This is a genomic window from Xanthomonas vasicola pv. musacearum NCPPB 4379, assembly GCF_000277895.2.
In the GTDB taxonomy this organism is placed as follows: Bacteria; Pseudomonadota; Gammaproteobacteria; order Xanthomonadales; family Xanthomonadaceae; genus Xanthomonas; species Xanthomonas vasicola.
Map to the genome: position 1 here is coordinate 1,067,103 of NZ_CP034655.1, position 21,817 is coordinate 1,088,919.

General features: G+C 65.7%; 19 protein-coding genes, 1 tRNA gene and 2 pseudogenes. 13 read left to right on the forward strand and 9 right to left on the reverse strand.

Annotated elements, in window-relative coordinates; genetic code table 11:
- Positions 1-2 precede the first annotated feature (2 nt).
- From KWO_RS04930 to KWO_RS04945, 4 genes and pseudogenes are all read left to right on the forward strand, one after another.
- On the forward strand, positions 3-1,088 hold the full coding sequence (locus tag KWO_RS04930) for a branched-chain amino acid aminotransferase (RefSeq protein ID WP_010367350.1): 1,086 nt from the start codon (positions 3-5) through the stop codon (positions 1,086-1,088).
- Between the two features lie 309 nt (positions 1,089-1,397).
- Positions 1,398-3,131, forward strand: a complete 1,734-nt coding sequence (locus tag KWO_RS04935) for a S8 family peptidase (RefSeq protein ID WP_010381520.1) — start codon at positions 1,398-1,400, stop codon at positions 3,129-3,131.
- Positions 3,132-3,371: 240 nt separating this feature from the next.
- Positions 3,372-3,929 (forward strand): annotated as a pseudogene (locus KWO_RS04940) (S8 family serine peptidase); the annotation flags it as partial.
- Positions 3,930-4,269: 340 nt separating this feature from the next.
- Positions 4,270-5,967 (forward strand): S8 family peptidase, encoded by a 1,698-nt coding sequence (locus KWO_RS04945; RefSeq protein WP_017112882.1) that lies wholly within the window; start codon positions 4,270-4,272, stop codon positions 5,965-5,967.
- A gap of 207 nt (positions 5,968-6,174) precedes the next feature.
- Here KWO_RS04945 and ybaK read toward each other — a convergent pair whose 3' ends face one another.
- Together ybaK and KWO_RS04955 are read right to left on the reverse strand one after the other, a co-directional pair.
- Complete coding sequence (gene ybaK / locus KWO_RS04950; RefSeq protein WP_010367342.1) at positions 6,175-6,648, reverse strand: Cys-tRNA(Pro) deacylase; 474 nt, start codon at positions 6,646-6,648, stop codon at positions 6,175-6,177.
- A gap of 4 nt (positions 6,649-6,652) precedes the next feature.
- Positions 6,653-7,138, reverse strand: a complete 486-nt coding sequence (locus KWO_RS04955; RefSeq protein WP_010367341.1) for an asparaginase domain-containing protein — start codon at positions 7,136-7,138, stop codon at positions 6,653-6,655.
- Between the two features lie 298 nt (positions 7,139-7,436).
- On the opposite strand from KWO_RS04955, the pseudogene KWO_RS04960 reads away from it, so the two are divergent.
- A pseudogene (locus KWO_RS04960) lies at positions 7,437-7,754 on the forward strand (glycoside hydrolase family 30 beta sandwich domain-containing protein); the annotation flags it as partial.
- Between the two features lie 205 nt (positions 7,755-7,959).
- Here the strand turns inward: KWO_RS04960 and KWO_RS04965 are convergent.
- Both KWO_RS04965 and wrbA read right to left on the reverse strand, forming a co-directional pair.
- On the reverse strand, positions 7,960-8,304 hold the full coding sequence (locus KWO_RS04965) for a DUF2069 domain-containing protein (RefSeq protein WP_010367338.1): 345 nt from the start codon (positions 8,302-8,304) through the stop codon (positions 7,960-7,962).
- Positions 8,301-8,957 carry an NAD(P)H:quinone oxidoreductase gene (gene wrbA, locus KWO_RS04970; protein ID WP_017112881.1) on the reverse strand — a complete coding sequence of 219 codons (657 nt, stop codon included), beginning with the start codon at positions 8,955-8,957 and terminating at the stop codon, positions 8,301-8,303. Before wrbA ends, KWO_RS04965 begins: the two co-directional genes overlap by 4 nt.
- 51 nt (positions 8,958-9,008) lie before the next feature.
- Between wrbA and KWO_RS04975 the strand changes: the two genes are divergently transcribed.
- The 4 genes from KWO_RS04975 (at position 9,009) to KWO_RS04990 (ending at position 12,475) form a co-directional block, all read left to right on the forward strand.
- Positions 9,009-10,286, forward strand: a complete 1,278-nt coding sequence (locus KWO_RS04975) for a YihY family inner membrane protein (RefSeq protein ID WP_010367329.1) — start codon at positions 9,009-9,011, stop codon at positions 10,284-10,286.
- Positions 10,283-10,894 carry a TlpA family protein disulfide reductase gene (locus KWO_RS04980; protein WP_017112880.1) on the forward strand — a complete coding sequence of 204 codons (612 nt, stop codon included), beginning with the start codon at positions 10,283-10,285 and terminating at the stop codon, positions 10,892-10,894. Before KWO_RS04975 ends, KWO_RS04980 begins: the two co-directional genes overlap by 4 nt.
- A complete protein-coding gene (locus KWO_RS04985) occupies positions 10,894-11,160 on the forward strand; it encodes an acylphosphatase (RefSeq protein WP_017112879.1) in 267 nt (88 codons plus the stop codon). The genes KWO_RS04980 and KWO_RS04985 overlap by 1 nt, the downstream gene beginning before the upstream one ends.
- Before the next feature lie 85 nt (positions 11,161-11,245).
- Positions 11,246-12,475, forward strand: coding sequence for a hypothetical protein (locus KWO_RS04990; RefSeq protein ID WP_017112878.1), 1,230 nt, complete (start codon positions 11,246-11,248; stop codon positions 12,473-12,475).
- Here KWO_RS04990 and ppk2 read toward each other — a convergent pair.
- The 5 genes from ppk2 to hemA all read right to left on the reverse strand — a co-directional run bounded on the left by ppk2 (position 12,457) and on the right by hemA (position 18,319).
- On the reverse strand, positions 12,457-13,239 hold the full coding sequence (gene ppk2 / locus KWO_RS04995) for a polyphosphate kinase 2 (protein ID WP_010367323.1): 783 nt from the start codon (positions 13,237-13,239) through the stop codon (positions 12,457-12,459). The two genes, KWO_RS04990 and ppk2, sit on opposite strands and share 19 nt — an antisense overlap.
- A 32-nt stretch (positions 13,240-13,271) precedes the next feature.
- Positions 13,272-13,790: a molybdenum cofactor biosynthesis protein B gene (gene moaB / locus KWO_RS05000; protein WP_010367322.1), complete on the reverse strand. Its 519-nt coding sequence runs from the start codon at positions 13,788-13,790 to the stop codon at positions 13,272-13,274.
- Positions 13,791-14,254: 464 nt separating this feature from the next.
- Entirely contained in the window at positions 14,255-15,961 is a 1,707-nt protein-coding gene (locus KWO_RS05005) for an O-linked N-acetylglucosamine transferase, SPINDLY family protein (protein WP_010376323.1), read from the reverse strand.
- The gene (gene prfA / locus KWO_RS05010; protein ID WP_010367320.1) at positions 15,958-17,043 is read right to left on the reverse strand and encodes a peptide chain release factor 1; all 1,086 of its coding nucleotides are present in this window, start codon (positions 17,041-17,043) and stop codon (positions 15,958-15,960) included. Before prfA ends, KWO_RS05005 begins: the two co-directional genes overlap by 4 nt.
- A complete protein-coding gene (hemA, locus tag KWO_RS05015; RefSeq protein WP_010376326.1) occupies positions 17,021-18,319 on the reverse strand; it encodes a glutamyl-tRNA reductase in 1,299 nt (432 codons plus the stop codon). The genes prfA and hemA overlap by 23 nt, the downstream gene beginning before the upstream one ends.
- Positions 18,320-18,384: 65 nt before the next feature.
- On the opposite strand from hemA, the gene KWO_RS05020 reads away from it, so the two are divergent.
- The 4 genes from KWO_RS05020 to KWO_RS05035 all read left to right on the forward strand — a co-directional run bounded on the left by KWO_RS05020 (position 18,385) and on the right by KWO_RS05035 (position 21,672).
- Positions 18,385-20,073, forward strand: a complete 1,689-nt coding sequence (locus tag KWO_RS05020; RefSeq protein ID WP_026113156.1) for a tetratricopeptide repeat protein — start codon at positions 18,385-18,387, stop codon at positions 20,071-20,073.
- On the forward strand, positions 20,070-20,723 hold the full coding sequence (gene lolB, locus KWO_RS05025; RefSeq protein ID WP_010367315.1) for a lipoprotein insertase outer membrane protein LolB: 654 nt from the start codon (positions 20,070-20,072) through the stop codon (positions 20,721-20,723). The genes KWO_RS05020 and lolB overlap by 4 nt, the downstream gene beginning before the upstream one ends.
- Positions 20,705-21,592, forward strand: coding sequence for a 4-(cytidine 5'-diphospho)-2-C-methyl-D-erythritol kinase (ispE, locus tag KWO_RS05030; RefSeq protein ID WP_010376331.1), 888 nt, complete (start codon positions 20,705-20,707; stop codon positions 21,590-21,592). The genes lolB and ispE overlap by 19 nt, the downstream gene beginning before the upstream one ends.
- 3 nt (positions 21,593-21,595) lie before the next feature.
- Positions 21,596-21,672, forward strand: a tRNA-Gln gene (locus KWO_RS05035).
- Positions 21,673-21,817: the final 145 nt, after the last annotated feature.

Genomic DNA, 21,817 nt, shown 5'->3' on the forward strand with positions numbered 1-21,817 from the left:
CGGTGTCCGTGTCCTTCGCTTCCACCCGTTCTCCGTCGCCGCGCAGCGCCGACGAACTGTCCGTGATCCTGGCTGCACCCGGTTTCGGGCTGCATTTCACCGACCACATGGTCGCCATTTCCTGGAACAACGAGCAGGGCTGGCATGACGCACAAGTGCGTGCGTATGGCCCGCTGCAGCTGGATCCGGCCGCCTCGGTGCTGCATTACGGCCAGGAAATCTTCGAAGGCATCAAGGCCTACCGGCATGCCGATGGCTCGATCTGGACCTTCCGCCCGCAAGCCAATGGCGAGCGCTTGCAGCGTTCGGCGCGCCGTCTGGCGCTGCCGGAATTGCCGGTGGACCTGTTCGTCGAATCGCTGCGCCAGCTGGTCGCTGTGGACGACAACTGGGTGCCGTCGGCTCCGGAAACCAGCCTGTATTTCCGCCCGTTCATGATTGCCGATGAGGCGTTCCTGGGCGTGCGTGCGGCGCACAAGGCGTCGTACTACGTGATCGCCAGCCCGGCCGGCCCGTACTTCGCCAAGGGCGTGGCGCCGGTGTCGATCTGGCTGTCAACCGAGTACGCACGTGCCGCCAAGGGCGGTACCGGTGCAGCCAAGTGCGGTGGCAACTACGCCGCCTCGTTGCTGCCGCAGCAGAAGGCCTATGCGCAGGGCAGCTCGCAGGTGCTGTTCCTGGACCCGGTGGAAGGCAAGTACATCGAAGAACTGGGCGGCATGAACGTGTTCCTGGTCTACAAGGACGGCACGTTGGTGACCCCGGAACTGTCCGGCAGCATCCTGGAAGGCATTACCCGCGACAGCATCCTGCAACTGGCCCGCGACCGCGGCATGCCGGTGATCGAGCGCAAGGTGGCTATCGACGAGTGGAAGCAGGGCGTGGCTTCCGGTGAGATCACCGAGGTGTTCGCCTGCGGCACGGCGGCGGTGGTGACCCCGATCGGTGAATTGAAGGGTGATGGCTTTGCGGTCGGCGATCTGTCCGCGCCGGCGGGCGAGGTGACCATGTCGCTGCGCCAGGAGTTAACTGACATCCAATACGGACGCGTGCCGGATCGCCACGGCTGGCTGGTGCGTTTGTCGTAAGACGACATATTTCGTCAAACAAAGGCCTCCGTGTGTCAGCACGGGGGCTTTTTTGTTTGCGCGCCCAGCAAAAAGAACATTTTTCGAACCGGAAAGGCGTCGAATTCAGTATGCGTTATTCGTGATTCGCATCGCACAATTGAAGTTTATTTCAGAAATTACTAATTATGTATTTTCCAGTTTGATTTTATTGAGATAGGTTTGCTGAACGGATCGATAACAGGGGAGGTCCGTGGCACTGGGGCGGTCGCCGTCGCGACGGTTTCGGAACTACCGCTTCGGCGTTTCTCTTGACTGGAAGGGAATTCGATGTATAACGCGTCGCTTCGTTCGCGCCACCGTGCGCTCTGCATCCTGGGTGCCTCGGCACTTACCTCCCTGTTGCTGGCAACGCCGGCTTTTGCTGGTGATGTCTACCTCGATGGCCTGGCTACTGCGCAGACCCACCAGAAGTTCATCGTGACCTACAAGAACGGCAGCAGCGCGCTGAGCAGTCCGAGCGTGTTGACCAGCTCTTTGCGCACAGCGGCGCGTGCGCTGCCGGCAAAGGCCGGCAAGCCGCTGGGCTTGAACAGCGTGCGTCGCCTGGCAGTGGGACCGGAGCTGGTGCAGGCCGATCGCGCGCTGGATCGCGCCGAAGCCGAAACCCTGATGCGCCAACTGGCCGCCGACCCCAATGTGCAGAGCGTGGAAGTGGACCAGATGCTGCACGCCGTGTTGACCCCCAACGACACTCGCCTATCCGAGCAATGGGCCTTCGGCACCACCAACGCCGGTCTCAACATCCGCCCAGCCTGGGATAAGTCCACCGGTGCCAACGTGGTGGTTGCGGTGATCGATACCGGCATCGTCAGCCACCCCGACCTCGACGCCAATATCCTGCCCGGCTACGACTTCATCAGCGATGCCACCGCCGCGCGTGACGGCAATGGGCGCGACAACAATCCCGCGGACGAAGGCGACTGGAACTCGACCACTGGCTGCACCACGTCCAACTCCAGCTGGCACGGGACCCATGTCGCCGGCACGGTGGCGGCGGTGACCAACAACACCACCGGTGTGGCCGGTACTGCGTTTAACGCCAAGGTGGTGCCGGTCCGCGTGCTGGGCCGTTGCGGTGGTTCGCTGTCGGATATCGCCGACGCCATCATTTGGGCGTCCGGCGGCAGCGTCAGCGGTGTGCCGGCCAATACCAGCGTTGCCGAAGTCATCAACATGTCGCTGGGCGGCGGCGGCACCTGTTCGTCCACGATGCAGAGCGCGATCAACGGCGCGGTCTCGCGTGGCACAACGGTAGTGGTGGCGGCAGGCAACAGTGCCGCCAACGTGTCCGGTTCGTTGCCGGCCAACTGCGCCAATGTGATCGCGGTGGCAGCCACCACCTCGGCCGGTGCCAAGGCCAGCTATTCCAACTTCGGTGCCGGGATCGATGTCTCCGCACCGGGGTCGGGCATTCTTTCCACGCTCAATAGCGGCACCACCACGCCGGGCAATGCCAGCTACGCCTCGTACAACGGCACCTCGATGGCGGCGCCACATGTCGCTGGCGTGGTGGCGCTGGTGCAGTCGGTTGCGCCGACCACGTTGACGCCTGCTGCAGTGGAAACGCTGCTGGAGAACACCGCGCGCGCCTTGCCGGGTGCCTGTTCGGGCGGTTGCGGTGCGGGCCTTGTCGATGCCGATGCGGCAGTGACGGCGGCCATCGCCGGCAGCAACGGCGGTGGTGGTGGCGGAACCGGCAATACCCTGACCAATGGCATGCCGGTGACCGGTCTTGGCGCATCCGCAGGTGCAGAGTTGAACTACACCATCACGGTGCCGGCCGGCAGCGGCACGCTGACGGTGACCACCAGCGGCGGTAGCGGCGATGCAGACCTGTACGTGCGGGCCGGTAGCGCGCCGACCGACACCGTTTACGCCTGCCGTCCGTACCTGGATGGCAACAACGAAACCTGCAACATCACGTCGCCATCGGGCATCTACTACGTGCGGATCAAGGCCTACAGCACGTTCTCCGGTGTGACCCTGACAGCGAGCTACTAACGCGCGATCGCTAGGTGCGTTCCCTGGCCACGCCGTCAGGGGACGCCTGTTCTCTTCGCTTCACCTCATCTGCAATGTCTCGTAAAGGTCTGCCGTTCGGCAGGCGCAGGCGAGCTGTTGCCGCTCGGCCGGAATGGACACCGGTCAGTCGTTTCCACGGGCCTGGCGCCCGTGCAGTTATCGGCCCGATCCGCAGCGTGCAGGAAGACTCGGTCCTCTCGCCGCAGCTGCGGCACCTCCGTGTGGGTCTCGGGTGGCACTGTGTCCGGCGTGCCGGCCAATGCCAATCCGGCCGAAGTGATCAACATGTCGCCAGGCGGTAGCGGCACCTGCTCGAGCAGTTGCCAGAATGCGATCAATGGCGCGGTGTCGCGTGGCACCACCGTGGTGGTGGCTGCCGGCAACAGCAATGCCAACGTGGCCAACTTCACCCCGGCCAGCTGCGCCAATGTGATTGCTGTTGCGTCGATCACCTCGGCCGGCGCGCGTTCGAGCTTCTCCAACCTCGGCACCGGCATCGACATCTCCGGCCCGGGTTCGGCGATCCTGTCGACCTTGAACAGCGGCACCACCACGCCGGGTTCGGCCAGCTACGCCAGCTATAACGGCACCTCGATGGCGGCCCCACATGTGGCCGGCGTAGTGGCGCTGGTGCAGTCGGTCGCTAGCCGCCCGCTGACGCCGACGGCGGTGAAAACGCTGTTGAAGAACACCGCACGTCCGCTGCCGGGCGCTTGCCCGGGCGGCTGCGGCGCCGGCATCGTCAACGCGGCCGGCGCGGTCAGCCAGACCCCGTAAGATGGCGCCGACGACTTGGATGCCGGCCCGTGCCGGTATTGTGTCGGGTCTTGCCCGACGCCACTGTCGGTGGTTTAAAGCCTGCATTGCCCCGCTTTGCGCGGGGCAATGTGCGTTTGGGCAGCGGCAATCGCCGGGCCGCCATCTAGGGCTGGCAGCAATGGCTGAACGAAGCGCACGCCAGTGCAGGATGGCTGCTTCAGTGTGCCCAATGGAGCGCCGATAGCCACCCCACGTGAGGCACGGACGTATGCATGCCCACGCATCAGGTAACGGCGTATCGCAGTGGCGTTAGCGCGTTGCCATCCGGGTTGCCAGGTCCTTGGGGAGGGATGGATTCATGTCGTATCACGTAGTTAGCGCGCTGCGCCGCGTCGCATTCGTCTGTGCGTTGTCATGCACGTTTCATGCCGCCGCTGGCGAGGTCAGTCTGCAAGGGCTGAATTCCAGCAGCACACATCAGCGTTTCATCGTCAGCTACAAGAACAGCGTCGGCAGCAGCCGGGCGACCGGGTTGTCTGCGCCATGGGGCGACATCGCGCGTGCCGTGCCGGAAGCGCGCGGACGTGCGCTGGGTTTGTCGGCCACGCGCCGGCTCAGTGGCGGACCGATGTTGCTGGTGGCCGATCGCAAGCTGGACCGCGTGGATTCGGAAAGCCTGATGCGGCGCCTGGCCGCGGATCCTGCCGTCAAACGCGTGGAAGTGGACATCCTGATGCGGCCATTGCTGGTTCCTAACGACCCCGGCGTGCCGCAGCAGTGGGCGATGGGCGCGACCGCGGCCAGCCTCAACATCCGTCCGGCCTGGGACCGTTCCACCGGCAAAGGCATCGTGGTGGCGGTGATCGACACCGGCATCACTAATCATCCGGACCTCGCAGCGAACGTGCTGCCCGGCTATGACTTCATCGTCGACCCGGCCACTGCGCGCGATGGCAATGCGCGCGATGCCACCGCGACCGACCAGGGCGACTGGGCCGCCGCCAACGAATGCGGGCCCGGTGCATCAGTGAGCAATTCCAGCTGGCACGGCACGCATGTGGCAGGCATCGTGGCGGCGGTGGGCAACAACGCGGTGGGCGTGGTCGGGACCGCGTTCAACGCCAAGATTCTGCCGTTGCGGGTGCTGGGCCGATGCGGCGGCTACATGTCCGATATCGCCGATGCGATCGTGTGGGCAGCCGGCGGCAAGGTCAACGGCGTGCCGGCCAATCCGAATCCGGCCACGGTGATCAATCTGTCGCTGGGTGGCCCCGGCACATGCTCGGCGACGTTGAACAACGCCATCACTGCGGCGGTGACGCGTGGCAGCGCGGTGGTGGTAGCAGCCGGCAACAGCAATATGGATGTCTCCACCAGCGTGCCGGCCAATTGCGCGAACGTGATCGCCGTGGCAGCCACCACGTCGGCCGGCGCCAAGGCCAGCTTCTCCAACTTCGGCAACGGCGTGGATATCGCCGCGCCCGGGCAATCGATCGTGTCCACGCTCAATACCGGAACCACAGTGCCGGGCAATCCAGCGTATGCGGTGTATAGCGGCACCTCGATGGCGGCGCCGCATGTGGCTGGCGTGGTGGCGCTGATGCAGTCGGTGGCCTTGAATCCCCTGACGCCGGCCACGGTGAAAGCCTTGCTCAAGGCCAGTGCACGGCCATTGCCGGTGGCCTGCACGCAGGGGTGCGGGGCAGGGCTGGTGAATGCCGATGGCGCGGTGGCGGCGGTGATCGCTTCGACCACGTTGACCAGGAATGTGGCGCGCACCGGGCTGAGCGCAGCGCTTTCGGATTCGCTGTATTACCAGGTCAATGTGCCCGCAGGCACACGTTCGCTCAAGCTCACGCTCGCCGGTGGCAGTGGCAATGCCGATCTTTCGGTACGTGCGGGTGCGCTACCGACCGATGCCGCTTACAGCTGCCGCAGCATGTTGCCGGGCAATGGCGACAGTTGCACGCTGGCCGCGCCCGCAGCAGGCGTTTATTACGTTCGCTTGAAGGCAACGCTGGGCTATTCCGGCGTTAGCGTCACCGCGGCGTATTGAGTGATCTCGGCGCGCTGCTGCTGGCGCGCCGAGAGCTGCTGACGACTGCTGTAGTGCGGCAGGCGTCAGCGCATGCGTGCAGTGTGGTGTGACATCGGCTGGGGGTTGAAGTCCAGGCAGATGATCGACTGCGATGCACCGCGTGAGCCGATTTGTGAGCGAGTGGCGTGTACACCAGCAAGTACGTGCGGCATCGCGGTTATGCGGTTACTCGCATAGTGCGCACGCGCGTGCGGCGAGTGCAGGCAACAGCTGGGCACCGGGCAATTCCAGCAGCAACCCGCGCTGGCCGGCGTTGATCCACAGCGCGGGTGCATCCAACGCCGTGGTTTCCACCAGCACTGGCGCTTGCCGTTGCTGGCCGAGCGGACTGATACCGCCAACCTTATAGCCGGTGCGACGCTCGGCATCGGCCACCTCCATCATGCGTGCCGACTTGCCACCGTACGCGCTGGCCAGTTTCTTTAACGACACCCGGCGGTCGCAGGGAATCACCACGCAGACCGCCTTGTCGTCGACCCACGCCATCAACGTCTTCAACACGGTGTGCGGCTGCAGGCCCAGCGCCTGTGCGGCTTGCAATCCCTTCGCATCGGCATCGGGCTGATAGTCGTACGGGTGCAACACGTAAGCCACGCCGGCAGCGTCCAATGCCTTGGTTGCACGGGTGACCTTGCTCATGGTCTCAGACCGATTCGAAGCGATTGGCAGCCACGTTCTTGCGCACCTTTTCCGGATTCCAGATGCGGCCGTTCATGGCGATGTAGACGCCAGCCGGCAGCGATTGCACTGCACCGACGGCGCAACCGATATTGAATTCGGCATCCGAACCGCGGAAGCGTGCCGGGTTCAACGCGCCGGTCATCACGATGGTCTTGTCAGCGATGGTCTGCAGCACCTTGCCAGTTTCCACCATCGAATCGGTGCCGTGGGTGATCAGCACGTGGCGTGTGGGCTGGGCGGCGATGGTGGCACAGATCAGTTCGCGGTCGGCATCGGTGATGTGCAGCGAATCCTTGCGAATGATCGGAATCACCGAAAAACGGAAGGTCACGCCCAGTTCTTTCAAGATCTGGCCGATCTGCGGGTCGCCGATCTGGTAGTCCGATTTATCGTCGAAGTAGATCTTGTCGATCGTGCCACCGGTGGTGACGATCAGAAGGTCTTCCATTGCTGCGGATCCTGTAGGGCAAACGCGGTGAAGGCCGCGTGCGGGCCGCCATGATACCGCCCGGCCAGGGGAGTGGCAGTAAGACAGCGGCCTTGACCAACGGGTGCGCCGAATCTGCGCTCGCTGTGCCGAATGTGGCGGTGCTGCATGTGCTTGGGTTGATCCGGTGCAGGCATGCGCCGACCAGCGGAGGGTGATTTCCCGTTCAACACGAAGGGATCATGACGCACGCTGCCAGCAGCCTTCGCACATGCAGCGCCTGCGCAGACGCTGGCTGCGGCGTTAGGTCCGAACCGGAGGCGACGCGATGTCGCAGTTCGCATGCTGCGTGCGTCCCTGCTCGGTGCGCATCGGCGCACCGAGCACCCCCGTATTCCGATGTCTCGGTCGCCGCCTACCGCACACCGGACAACAAGCTGGTGCTGGTGGCGGTCAACACCGGCACTGGCCATCAGCGGCTGGATCTGACGTTACCGTCCGGCGCTGCCGCGCAGTTCGCCAAATACAGCACCTCGAGCACGCTCAATGTGGGGTTCGGCGGCAATTGCAGTGTGGTTAACGGCAGACTTTGCTGTATGTCGACCCGCAGGGCGTGACTACGCTGGTCGGAAACTAAGAGCGGCTATCGAACCGTAGCAAGTAATCGTCAGGTGGGCGTGGACGGTGTGCATGGAGTGGAGGCTCGGTACATGCCGCCCGAGCACCGGCCAGGTCCGCCTGACAATGGTCGCAGTTGGTGTGTTGGCTGCGCTCAGGAGTAGCCGCCTGAGTGCTTTCAAGTGGATGCGCTGGCACCCGCGGCATCGCGCAGTTGGGCAGCATCAATGCGGCGGGCGTTTCTTGCCGAAGCGCGCTGCCATGCCGGGGCCGCCCACCAGGCCAACAACCGCCAGGGCGAGCAGCAATTCCAGCCATGCCATACCACGTGCCTGCGGCTGGCTCCAGGCAGCCATCACGCCGTGGCTGAACCAGCCCAGCGCAAACACGCCGGCCCAGAAGCGGGCACGCGCGCTGCGTACCGCCAGCACGCCGGTCAGCGCGGCCGGCAGTACGAAGACGATGAGCGCGGCAATCGGGCGCGGGTCGTCGTGAAACCACACCGCGAACAACACCGCCAGCGCCAGCAGTGCGGCGCTCAGCAGCCAATGCATGACGCGCACGCTCATGGGCTTGCCAGCCGCCGCGCGATATCGGCCACCCGGCGGCCCAGCGCGCGCGCCAGCAGCGCTTCGTCCTCGCTCGGTTGCGGGTCTCCATCAGCGCCGGAGACATGGCTGGCGCCGTACGGCGTGCCGCCGCTGGTGGTGTGGCTGAGCGCGGCCTCGGTGAACGGGATGCCGACGATCAGGCAGCCGTGATGCAGCAGCGGCAGGTGCATCGACAGCAAGGTGGATTCCTGCCCGCCATGCATTGAGGCGGTGGAGGTGAACACGCCCGCCGGTTTGCCCGCCAGGGTGCCGCTGGCCCATTCGGCGCCCAGGCTGTCGAGGAAATGCTTCATCGGCGCGGCCATGTTGCCGAAGCGGGTGGGGCTGCCCAGCAACAGGCCGCTGCACTCGGCCAGATCGGCGCGGTCCACATACGGCGCGCCTTCGTCCGGGACCGGCGGGGCGCTGGTTTGAGTGACCGCAGCGACCGGAGGCACCGTGCGCAGCCGCGCGCTCATGCCGGGCACTTCGCCGATGCCGCGCGCGATCTGCCGCGCCAGCCGCGCCACCGAACCGCCCCGGCTGTAATACAGCACCAGAATCTCCGCCATCGTGTCTTTGCCGCCTGTGTGAGTTGCCGCAGTATCGACCAAGCCAGCCTGTTGCTGCACGCCGCAGCTGCGGCAAGGCCGCGATGACGGCGCATCGGGTACCCTTGCGCGATGTCGCGTGTGAACAAACTCCACCAATGGAAAGAGCGTCTGCGCGACCGCGCGCGGACGGTGAGCTTCGGGCGCTTTCTGTGGCGCCGCTTTCTCGACGACCGGCTGTTCCAGGCGGCCGCCTCGCTTGCGTACACCACCGTGTTTGCACTGGTGCCATTGGCGATCGTGGTGTTCGGTGTGTTGTCGGCATTTCCGGCCTTCAACGAGTGGAAGGACGCACTGACCGATTTCATCTTCAACAACTTCGTCCCCGGCGCCGCGCGCTCGGTACAGAACTATCTCAACCGCTCGCTGGAAGACCTGGGCAAGTTCACCGTGGCCGGTATGGTGGCGCTGGTGGCCTCGCTGCTGATCACCCTGCACAGCATCGAGCAGACCTTCAACAGCATCTGGCGGGTCGCCGCCGCGCGGCCGAAGGTGACGCGTTTCTTGATCTATTGGACGGTGCTGACGCTGGGCACCATGCTGGCCGCCGCCTCGATGGCGATGGCAGCGTATGTGTTCGCGCTGCCGCTGTTCCGCACCACCGAAGGCCAATGGCTGGCCGAATTCGCCTGGCGGCTGGCGCCGATGGCGGTGGAGTTCGTCTGTATCGTGCTGATCTACCGCGTAGTGCCGCAGCACGTGGTGCGGCTGCGGCATGCGCTGCCGGGCGCGCTGCTGGCGGTGATCCTGATGGAAATCGTCAAGTGGGGGTTTGGCTTTTATCTCGGTAACTTCCAGACCTATCAACGCATTTACGGCGCATTGTCGGCGTTGCCGATCCTGTTGTTGTGGATCTACCTGAGCTGGGTATCGGTGCTGCTGGGCGCCTCGCTGGCCTCGTCGATGGCGGCCTTCCGCTACCAGCCCGAAGCCATGCGGCTGCCGCCGGGCTTCGAGATCTACGGCCTGCTGCGTCTGCTCGGCCGGTTCCGCCAGGCGCGCGTCCACGGCGAAGGCCTGGACGAAGACCGCATCCTTGCGCTGGAACCCATGCTCACCGACACGCTGATGCAGGAGTTGCTATGCGAGCTCAAACGCATTCGCCTGCTGCGCCGCGACGAGCGCGGGCAATGGTTGTTGGCGCGCGATCTGGACGTGGTGCCACTGGCCGAGCTCTACGAAAACTGCCAACTGCGCGTGCCGATCGAAGACCGCCCGTTGCCGTGTCGCGACGATGCCTATGGCCAGGCCGCCGCCGCCACGCTGGAACAGCTACGCCAACCGTTGCGCAGCGTGCTGGCGCAACCGGTCGGCGACCTTTACACCCACCTTCCCGGAGGTCCTCCATGACTGTGCGTCTTGTCCGCGGCGCCTGTGCGCTGCTGTTGCCATTGCTGTTGCTCACCGCCTGCAAGCCCGCCAGCGAGGGCACTCCCGCCGCCGGCAACGGGGCCGCGCCGGCCGCCACCACCCAGACGCCGACTGCGCCGGCCACGCCCGCCGACCCGGCCGCACCGCCCGCCAACTCGGTGGTGCAGCAGACCGCCGACATGCCCAAGCTTTCGCTGCCGACCGTCACCGGCGAGACCTACGACCTGGCCGCGCACCGCGGCAAATGGGTCGTGGTGAATTTTTGGGCCACCTGGTGCGCGCCGTGCCTGAAGGAAATGCCCGAGTTGTCGGCGCTGCACACCATGCGCGACAGCATCGAAGTGGTGGGTCTGGCCTATGAAGACATCACCAGCGCCGACATGCAGGCATTTTTGAAGGACCACCCGGTCTCCTATCCGGTGGCCATCCTCGACCCGTACCAGCCGCCACAGGACTTCGCCACCCCGCGCGGCCTGCCGATGACCTACCTGATCGGCCCGGACGGCAAGGTCGCCAAGCAATTCCTCGGCCCGGTCACCGCGCGCGATATCGAAGCCGCCGTCGGCATCACCGGAAAGGCGGGGTAATGCAGGCGGCACGCTTTGAGGTGAGTGGGGTGGTGCAGGGCGTGTGGTATCGCGCTTCCACCCGCGAACGCGCCATCGCGCTGGGCTTGGTTGGGCACGCGCGCAACCAGGCGGACGGCAGCGTGGAGGTGGTCGCCGCCGGCAGCGCGGCGGCGCTGGAGGTCTTGGAAGCATGGCTGTGGCAGGGCCCACCGGCCGCGACGGTCACGGCAGTGACGCGCACGCCGTGCGCCGTTCCGCCGACTGAAGAATTTGTAACTGGCTGAGCGTGCGCCACTGAAGCAGGCCAACAGAGTTGGATGGCCTCGCCGATAACCTTGTCAACGCGATCAGGCGTGCACGGGGAATGTAATGGCCGCTCCATCTGAAGACCGCAACGACGGGCATGACCTGCCCGCACATCGCCGCAACCGCCAGATGGCGCAGTTGGCGCCGTGGCTGTATCTCGGTGTCCTGCTGGGCAGCGGCTGGTTGTTGTTTCTGCACCCGCACACCCGCGTGCTGCAACCCGAACAGGCGGCCACCAGTTGGCTGCTGGCCTGGATCTTCGGCGGCATCGTCGTCGGAGCGGTGGTGTGGAGCCTGCGTCTGGCACGCCAGGGGCTGGCTCAGCCCTCGGCAAACTATCCGTTGTCGGCGCGCCTGCCCGACTCGTGGGCCGATGCCTATGCCGCGCTCCTGCGCCCAGCCACCGCAGCCCCGATTGCTGCTGCCAAGCCGGACCCGGCCGGCGCCCAGCGTGGCGCCGCCTGGCACCGATTCGGCGGCGGCATGCTCAGCGCAGAAACGTTCGACCCCAACGACGCCACCCGCGCGCCGTGGGACGGGCTGGATGCGCAGGCGTGCATCGTGCGCCTGGACGATGTGCGTCAGGCCTGGCACAACGCCGCCGCCAACCGCACGCTGCAGCAGGAACGCCGTTACTGGCTGGATGTGGTGCTGTCGCTGCTCGACCACGGCGTGATGCGCCCGCTGCAGGACGGCTATCTGCCAGACACCGCCGCGCTGCGTACCGAACGCTTCTTGCTCGGCGCCGATGCCGGCCCGATTGTGCTGTCAGAAGTGTCAGCGTTGTTTGCGCGGCGTCTGTCCCTGGCCATCGAGACGATGCCGAGTGCCCAGCGCGAAGCCGCCGGCGTGCAATGGCGCCTGCTGCAACAGCTGCATGCGTTGGTGGCCGAAGGCCGCATGCTGGACGAGCGCTCGCAGGTGATCCAGGTGCTGGCATGGAACCCAGATGTGGACCTGGATCAGGTCGAAGTGGCCTACATCCTGGCCGCCGAATACCGCGAGGGCATGCGCGACTGGCTCCGCCGCGCCGCACTGGTGCGCCTGCCCGACAGCGCACTGCGGCTGGACGAAGTGCTGCTGTCGTCCTGCAGCCCGCTCGGCGCACAGGCCGATGACGTGGACTACATGGAGGCGATGCGCCCGCTGCATCGCGGTTTCATGCAGTTGTTCAGTCAGCGCCTGAGCCAGCTGGTGCTGCAGGCCGAGCAAGCCGAACGTCAGGCCGGCCTGCATCCGCTGCCGCGTGCCACTGCGGCCAGCAACGAACTCTCTCAAGACTGGGCGGTGTAATCGTCGATCGGTTCCAGAACGCCGTAGCGTTCCTTGTGCAGCTTGCCGGGCAATGGCGGCAGCTGCATCAACGTATCGGGCACCGCGGTGTCCGGTAGCCGGTCCAGTAAATCGCGGATCAGGCTCAAACGGCCACGTTTCTGGTCGTTGAAATCCACCAGCGTCCACGGTGCATCTGGCGTATGCGTCGCTTCCAGCATGCGTTCGCGCGCAGCGGTGTAGTCGTCGTATTTGGCGCGTGACTGCAGGTCCACCGGCGACAGCTTCCAACCCTTGAGCGGGTCCTCGCGGCGTTCGGCAAAGCGCTTTTCCTGCTCGGCCTGGTCCACGCACAACCAGTACTTGAACAGCAGGATGCCGTCGTCGACCAGCATCTGCTCGAAGCGTGGCGCCTGCTCCAGGAATAGGTCGTATTGCGCGTCGGTGCAATAGCCCATCACCTTTTCGACGCCGGCACGGTTGTACCAGCTGCGATCCATCAGCACCAATTCGCCAGCCGCCGGCAAGTGCGTCACGTAGCGCTGGAAATACCACTGCGTGCTTTCGCGATCGTTCGGCTTGGGCAGCGCCACTACACGGCACTGGCGCGGGTTGAGATGGCTGGCGATGGCCTGGATCACGCCGCCCTTGCCGGCGGTGTCGCGGCCTTCCACCAGCACCAGCGCACGCTGGTTGGTGTGGCGCAGCCAGCGCGCCATGTTGACCAGCTCCAATTGCATCGGCGCCAGCAACTTTTTGTAAGCCTTGCGTTTCAGGTGCGACATGCGCGTTCCAGCAACAGTGGAAAGCGCGCAGGCTATTCGCCCAGGCGTGGACGCAATGTCGCCAGATTGCAGGGCTTGGTGCGCGCATCCAGCTGCGCACGCACAATCTTTTCCCACGCTGTGCGGCAGGCCGAGGTGGAGCCGGGCAGGCAGAACACGAAGCTGTGATTGGCCAGCCCGGCAAACGCGCGCGACTGCAGCGAGGAGGTGCCGATTTCTTCCACGCTGATCGCGCGGAACATCTCGCCGAACCCAGGCATGACCTTGTCCAGCAACGGGGTGATCGCCTCCGGTGTGCTATCGCGGCCCGTAAAGCCGGTGCCACCGGTGATCAGGATGCCATCGACCTGCGCATCGGCGATCCAGCCGGACACGATCGCTCGCATGCGGTAACGGTCGTCCGGGCAGAGTGCACGGTCGTGCAGCACGTGACCTTCGTGGGTGAGGGCATCGGCCAGGTAATCGCCGGAGCGGTCATCGGCCAGGGTGCGGCTGTCGGACACGGTCAGCACGCACAGGCGCAGCGGAATGAAGTCGAAAGTGGAAGGCATGCACGCAGCCTAGCGAGGCTGGGCCGCCGGGTACAGCGCTGCGGTGTGAAGTTGCATCGAGCGTCTACCTATCGGGTATGGAGTGATGCGTCGCCGTTAGCCCATCTCCTGCGGGAGAGGGGTTGGGGTGAGGGTACGGCGGCAGGGAATGTTGCAGTGGTCACACCCTCATTCGGCGCTACGCATCCTTTTCTCCCAATGAAGGGGGCCAATGTTCCGACGGGAGAAGGAAATACAGCGTCGATGCGTATCCGCAGCGCTTGGAGGCGCCTCCAGCCACTCATCTCACGCAGCACATGGGTGCTGCATTCGACAACCGACATCTGGAAGCGCTAACAAAACGACTGGGCAGTCGCAGGCGGTCGCGGCTGATGCTTGGAGACGGCATTTATCCCTCGCACGCTGCGGCTCATGCGCGCCCTCTTCGCGCAAGTGGCGCCCGTTAGCCAACGCGTGGCAACGCTCTAAACCCCCAACCACCCACTGCGCTGAGCAACACCGCGCAGCAGCACAGCCAGATCATCCGCAAATCCGTCCATATCGAAAACACCACTGCGCAGGCGTTGCTCCGCCAACCGCGCACGCACGCCACGCAAGGCCTCCGCATCGCTCGCCAACGCGATTGCTTTGGCCACAAACGCAGCGTCATCGCCAACATTCATCTCATCCAGCCCCAGATGCTGATTGAGGCTGCCAGCCACACGCGCAGCAAAAGTCTCGCCCGGCGTGGTCAACACCGGGCAGCCTGCCCATAGCGCATCAGAGGCAGTGGTGTGCGCGTTGTAGGGATGCGTATCCAAAAACAGATGCGCATGCCGATAGCGCGCCAGATACTGTGGATGCGGCAACTTCGGCATGAAAATCAGGCGCTGCGGAGCCACGCCTTGTGCCTGCGCGAACGCACGCAATCGCGCATCCGCCTGGCCTGGGCCGGACAGCAGCCACAACACGCTATCTGGAACCGCGCGTAATACCGCCAGCATGCGCAGCATGCTGCGTGCATTGAGCTTGTAACTGTTGTTGAAGCAGCACAGCACCACGCCCTGCTCAGGTAAGCCGCATTTCGCACGCGATGGCGGTTCGGCAACCGAGCGCGAGGTATCCGAGGGCTGGAACACACGCGGCAGGCGCAGCACCTGTTCGCTGTAAAACGGCTCCAGCGACGGCGGCAATGCAAATGCATCGCCCAACACATAGTCCATCCACGGTGCGCCCGAGGTGCCTGGATACGCCAGCCAGTTGAGCTGCACCGGTGCTGGGCGTAATGCAAAGGCTTCCGGACGTCCGCCACCGCCCCAGCCGCGTAGATCGAACAGCAGATCGATGCCTAAGTCGCGAATGTGCTGCGCGGTCGCCAGATGCCCGAGCGTGGTGACGTCGTGCAACAGCGTCGCCTGTGCCAGGCGCGCGCGAATCTCGCTGCCGTCGTCATGGCTGGTCGCAAACAGGTGCACCTGCAGGTCCGGCTGACGTCGCTGCAGCGCTTCGAACAACGCCACGGTCAGCAAACCGGTGGGGTGCGCGCCAAAGCCGTTGGAGACGAAGCCGAGCTGCAGTGCGCCGCGGCTGCGCAGCGTTGCCGCTGGCAGCGGGCGCAGAGACGCGGCAATCGCCTGCCCACGGGTGCGGGCGCACGCCAGCTGCTCGGCAGCGCTGGCGTCCTCGCTCAGGAACGCGAATGGCTCCACCGCCGCCTCGCCTTGCGCCACTGCAGTACGCACCTGCGCAGCCAGTGATTCCAGCTCGCGCCAATCGCATAGGCGGCGTCGCCAATTGAGTAATTGCGCGGTGATGTAGGGCGCGTCGGGCAACAGCTGATGCGCGCGCGTGTAGGCGTCGGCCGCCTGCTCCGGTTGGCCTGCATCTTCGAGCGCGTGCCCAAGCCACAACGCAATGCCCGGGTGCTGCGGCACCAGGTCCGAGGCCTGCTGTAGCAACGTGGCGGCTTCTGCATGGCGCTGCTGTGCCCAGCGCACCCGGCCCAGTCGCGCCACCGCTTCCGGGTGCCCAGGATGCAATACCAACGCGCGCTGCACGGCCGCTTCGCCGGCAGCGGTTGCGCCCATGCCGAGCTCGGCATCGGCCAGCATCAACCAGGCGACGAAATCGCCGGGCTGGCATCGCACTGCCTCGCGCAGCTGCAAGAGCTCGCGCGGGACCTGCGCACTCACGGGCTGTCGCTCAACCGTGCCAGTTCGTCGGCCTGATGCTCGTGCAGCAGCCGCGCGATCAATGCATCCAGATCGCCTTCGATGATGTTGGGCAGGTCGTACAAGGTCAGCCCTTCGACACGATGGTCGGTAATGCGGCCCTGCGGAAAGCTGTAGGTGCGGATGCGCTGGCTGCGGTCGCCGCTGCCCACCTGCAACTTGCGCGTCTGCGCTTCTGCTGCAGCCGCCTTGCTGCGTTCGGCTTCCGCCAACTGTGCTTTCAGCCGCTTCATCGCCTTGTCGCGATTGGCATGCTGGCTGCGCTCGGTCTGGCATTCCACCACCACCCCGCTGGGCACGTGGGTGATGCGGATCGCCGATTCGGTCTTGTTGACGTGCTGGCCGCCCGCACCGGACGAGCGGAATGTATCCACCTTCAGATCGGCTGGATTGATCACGATCTCTTCCACGTCATCGGCTTCGGGAATGATCGCCACTGTTGCGGCCGAGGTGTGGATGCGGCCCTGCGATTCGGTCGCCGGCACGCGTTGCACACGGTGGGTGCCGGATTCGAACTTCAAGCGCGAATACGCACCGCGCCCGACCACGCGCGCCACCACTTCCTTGTAGCCGCCGTGTTCGCCGGGGCTATCGGATTCGATCTCCACTTTCCAGCCCTGGCGCTCGGCGTAGCGCGCGTACATGCGGAACAGGTCGCCGGCAAAGATCGCTGCTTCGTCGCCGCCGGTGCCGGCGCGGACTTCCAAAAACAGGTTGCCGTCGTCGCGCGGGTCGCGCGGTACCAGCAGCAATGCCAGTTGCGCGTCGAGTTCTTCCAGGCGCGCCTGTGCGGCGGCGATTTCCTCTTCGGCCAGCTCGCGCATTTCCGGGTCGCTGCGCATGGCTTCGGCCGCAGCCAGGTCGGCCTTGGCGCGCGTCTCGTCTTCCAGCGCCACCGCCACCGGCTCCAGCTGCGACAGTTCGCGCGACAACGTGCGGAACTTGTCGTTGTTGTTGACCACATCGGGGTCGGAGAGCAGGTGTTGCAGTTCTTCGCGGCGCTCGGCCAGCGCTTCGAGCTTACGGCGCAGGGTCGGCGTCATCGGTCCTCACGATCGGGGTAGCTATAGGGGGATGTTGGTAACCCGGTTTTTCCGGAAACAGCCGGTCGGCCGCGGTGGTCAATTCCAGGTCGTTGTTGAGCGCTGCATCGCGCAATGCGGCAGTGGGTGGATGCAGCAAGCGGTTGGTTAGCGCATGCGCCAATTGTTCCAGTACTTCGTCGGCGGCTTTGCCGTTGTGCAATTGCTGGCGTGCCTTGGCCAGCAGTTCATCGCGGGTGCTGTCGCCAAACGCGCGCAGCCGCTTGAGCGGTGCCTGGCGCGCGGTGGCCTGCAAGGTTTCGACATAGCGCGCCACCTGCAGGTCGATGATGGCTTCGGCCTGGTCGGCCGCTTCGCGGCGGCCGCGGCGGTTGTCTTCGACCGCGCGTTCCAGATCGTCCACCGTGTACAGGTAGGCGTCGCTCAACTCGCCCACGGAGGCCTCGATATCGCGTGGCACCGCCAGGTCGAACAGCAGCATCGGTTTGCGTTTGCGCGCGCGCAAGGCCTGTTCTACCTGCACGCGTGTCACCAGCGGCTCACGCGCAGCAGTGGCCGAAAACACCACGTCGGCCTCGGCCAGATGACGTTCCAGGTCGCCCAGCGGCAACGCGTAGCCGCCATGCTGGCTGGCCAGCGTCTGGGCGTGGGCGAGGGTGCGATTGGCGATCAGCAGACGACGTACGCGGCCTTCGCTCAAATGCTTGGCGGCCAGTTCGATGGTCTCGCCGGCGCCGATCAGCAGCACCGTGGATTCGTTGAGCCGGGCAAACGATTCCTGCGCCAGCCGCACCGCAGTGGACGCCACCGAGACCGGATTGGCGCCGACGCGGGTGTCGGTACGCGCACGCTTGGCCACCGAAAAGGTCTGCTGGAGCAGCCGGTCCAGGCCGCTGCCCAGCGCGCCGTGTGCACGCGCCACTGCCCAGGCGTCTTTCACCTGGCCCAGGATCTGCGGCTCGCCCAGCACCATCGAGTCCAGCCCGGTGGCGACCCGGAACAGGTGGCGTACCGCTTCGGCCTCCTGGTGCTGATACAGATAACCGCTCAGCCCGGGCGCATGCGTTTCCAGCCAGTTGACCAGGCTGTGCGCCTCGTCGGCCATCGCATACAACTCGGTGCGGTTGCAGGTGGACAGCAGCGCGGCCTCGCTCACCTGCGGCAACGCACGCAACGATTCGAGCGCGCGCGGTAGCGCATCACCTGCGAACGCCGCGCGTTCGCGCAGGTCCACAGGTGCGGTCTGGTGATTCAGTCCGAGCACCCACAACGTCATTGTTCAGTTGCTTGCGATAAGCTGGCGGCCATTTAGGGCCCCATTTTACGGCCCGGTTGCCCCCGATGCCTGTACCGATTCGCATCCTGAGTGTTCTTTTGCTGGTAGCAGTCTCCGCCAGTGCCACCGCAGCACCCAAGAAAGCACTGCCTGTTCCGCCGGCCGGCAGTGCCGGCGCCTCGTCGCTGGAACCCGTGCTGGCCGGCGAATTCGCCTTGCAGGCCGGGCAGTTGGACGATGCCGCACGCGCCTATCTGGACGCAGCCAAGGCCGAAGCCGGCGATGCCGGGCTGGCCGAGCGTGCCGCCCGCATCGCCATGCTGGCCAACGACGACCCGCGCGCGATCGAAGCGCTAGCGTTGTGGCGCGCTCGCGCGCCGTCGTCGATGTCCATGCGCAGCACCGAAGCCTCGCTGGCCCTGCGCCGCAACGATCTGCGCACCGCTCGCCGCGACTTGCTCGTTTTGCTCAAGGAGCCCGATCCGCGCGGCTGGCGGTTCGCATTGATTGCCCTGGCCAACGGCGGCCGCGAGCCGGAAGCCTCGGCCGATGTGCTCGAAGACCTGGTCAAAGCCGGCGCCATTCCGAATCAGATCGAAGCCTGGCAGGAATTCGGCCGGCTCGCGCTGCGCATGGAGCGCCCGGCGCTGGCCAAACGCATCGTCGACGAAGTGGTGCGCCGCTTCCCCGAAGAACCACGCGTGGCCTTGTTGCACGCTACCCAGCTGCAGCAGGAAGGCAAGAACGACGAAGCGCTGGCGCTGCTGAAGACCATCGAGCCGCAGGCGGTCAAGGACTCCGAGCTGCGCGGCGCGCTGGCCTTCGCCTACGACGCCATGGGCCAGACCGAAGCCGCCGCGCGCGTGCTTGCGACCGGGCCGCAGGACACCCAGACCTACGGCTTGCGTGCCTCGATGCTGGCCAAGGAAAAAGACCGCAGCTCATTGGAAGCGCTGTACGCCGAGCTGAAAAGCAATGCCACCAAGCCCGATCCGGACCGCCGTCTGCTGCTGGGCAAGATCGCCGAATTCCTCAAGCGCTACGACGAGGCGGTGGAGTGGTATCGCGGCGTGCCTGGCGGCCCGCAGCTGAGCGAGGCGCGTCTGCGCGCCGCCAGCGCGCTGTACGAACTGGGCCGCAAACCCGAAGCGCTTGCCGAAGCCCGCGCCCTGCAGGGCGATGCCACTGCCGACGATGACGCCCGCCGCGACGCCTACGTGCTCGAAGCCGAGCTGCATCAGCGGGCCAACGACGCCCCGGGCGAATTGGATGCCTTCGAACGTGGCCTGGCGGCTTATCCGGACGACAGCGCGCTGCTGTACGCCCGCGGGCTGGCCTGGGAGCGGCGCGACGATGTCCTGCGTGCCGAGGCCGATCTGCGCAAGATCCTGGTGGCCGAGCCGGAAAACGTCGCCGCCCTGAACGCGCTGGGCTACACCTTGGCCGACCGCACCACTCGTTATAAGGAAGCGTTGGCGCTGATCGACCGCGCCCGCACCGCCGACCCGGACAATCCGGCCATCGTCGATAGCTATGGCTGGGTGCTGTACCGCATGGGCCGCACCAAGGAAGCGTTGGTGCAGCTGCGCCGCGCCTGGGCGCTGGTCAAGGACCCGGAAATCGCCGCTCACGTGGGCGAAGTACTGTGGGTCAGCGGCAAGCAGGACGAGGCACGCCGTTACTTCGACGAAGCGCGCCGCCTGGACCCGGACAACCGTGCGCTGCAACGCGCCGTGGAAAAGTTCGGGCTATGAGCAAGGCGTTCCGCATGCTGGCCCTGAGCGGGCTGGTGCTGGTCGGGCTGTCGGCCTGCGTGAGCGTGCCGCGCGGGCAGGGCCGTGGCGCGGCGGTAGTTGAGCAAGTCTCCGAGAGCGCCCGCCAGGCGGAAGCCGCCCGCCAAGCCTGGCTGCAGGCGCATCCCAACTGGTCGTTCCAGGGTCGGGTGGCGATCAGCAAGGACCGCAATGGCGGCAGCGGCCGCATCGACTGGCAGCAGGACGGTCCGCGCTACCGCGTGCAACTCAGCGCGCCGGTTACCCGGCAAAGTTGGGTGCTCACCGGCGACACCACCAGCGGCGCCGGCCGGCTGGAAGGGCTGGACGGTGGCCCGCGCAGCGGCCCCGATGCCGAGCAGGTGTTGCTGGAAGCGACCGGCTGGACCATCCCGGTCAAGCAGATGCCGGACTGGGTGCGCGCGCTGCGCATCGCCGACGCTGGGGCCGCGCGGGTCGAGCTGGATGCCGCAGGCCGCCCGCGCACCGTGCAGCAGGACGGCTGGATCGTCGAATTCCTCGCCTGGACGCCCGCCAGCGCCGACCAGCCCGAGCTGCCGCAGCGGATCGAAGCCCGTAACGGTGAGGCCAAGGTGCGCCTGCTGGTCGACCAATGGACCGTATCGCCCTGATGGACGCGCCGGGCAATGATTGGTCGGCGTGGCCTGCGCCGGCCAAGCTCAATCTGTTTTTGCAGATCACCGGGCGCCGTGCGGATGGCTATCACCTGCTGCAGACCGTGTTCCGGCTGCTGGATTGGGGGGACACCATTCATCTTCGTCTGCGCAGCGACGGCCAGATCCTGCGCATCGGCGAGAGTTTGCCCGGCGTGGCCGAAGACGATGACCTGGTGATCCGCGCCGCGCGCCTGCTGCAATCGGCAACCGGCGCCGGGGCGGGCGCGGAGATCCGAGTCAACAAGCGCATCCCCGCCGGCGGTGGTTTCGGTGGCGGCTCTTCGGACGCGGCGACCGTGCTGGTGGCGCTCAATGCCTTGTGGGGCTTGGGTCTGGAGGCTGATGCGCTGGCCGAACTCGGCCTGCAGCTGGGCGCGGATGTGCCGGTTTTCGTGCGCGGCCGCAACGCCTGGGCCGAAGGCGTGGGCGAACAACTGACCCCGATTGCCCTCCCGAAAGCGGCCTATCTGCTGGTCGATCCGGGCGTTCACGTACCGACTCCGGTGTTATTTCGATCACAGGAATTGACGCGGGATGCTGCGCCCGCGAAAATACCGGACTTCGCTTCCGGTTCTCTGCTCGACAATGCGTTCGAGCCGGTTCTGCGGCGCCGCGAACCCGCCGTTGAGGCAGTGTTCCAGGCGCTTTCCAGGGTCGGCACACCGCGATTGACCGGGTCGGGAAGTGGCTGTTTCGTCGAATTCGCCACGCGCGCTGCTGCAGAGCAGGCCATGGCGCAGTTGCCGGACAGCCTGCGGGCGTGGGTGGTGGAGGGTGCAGCGCACTCACCATTGCTCGACGCACGTGACGCGATGAAGTTTTGATGCAGGGGCGTCGCCAAGAGGCCCAAGGCACCAGGTTTTGATCCTGGCATTCGTAGGTTCGAATCCTACCGCCCCTGCCAGTTTGTCTAGAAAAGCAGGTCCACCTGCAAACGTTTTAACTGCAGATCCCTCTGCAGCATCTCGCGCATCCTTGCGCGGGAATTGAACGAAAAGCCCGGCATTGGTCGGCTTTGTCCTGCTCCACCATCGACCCGCACGCTCTTC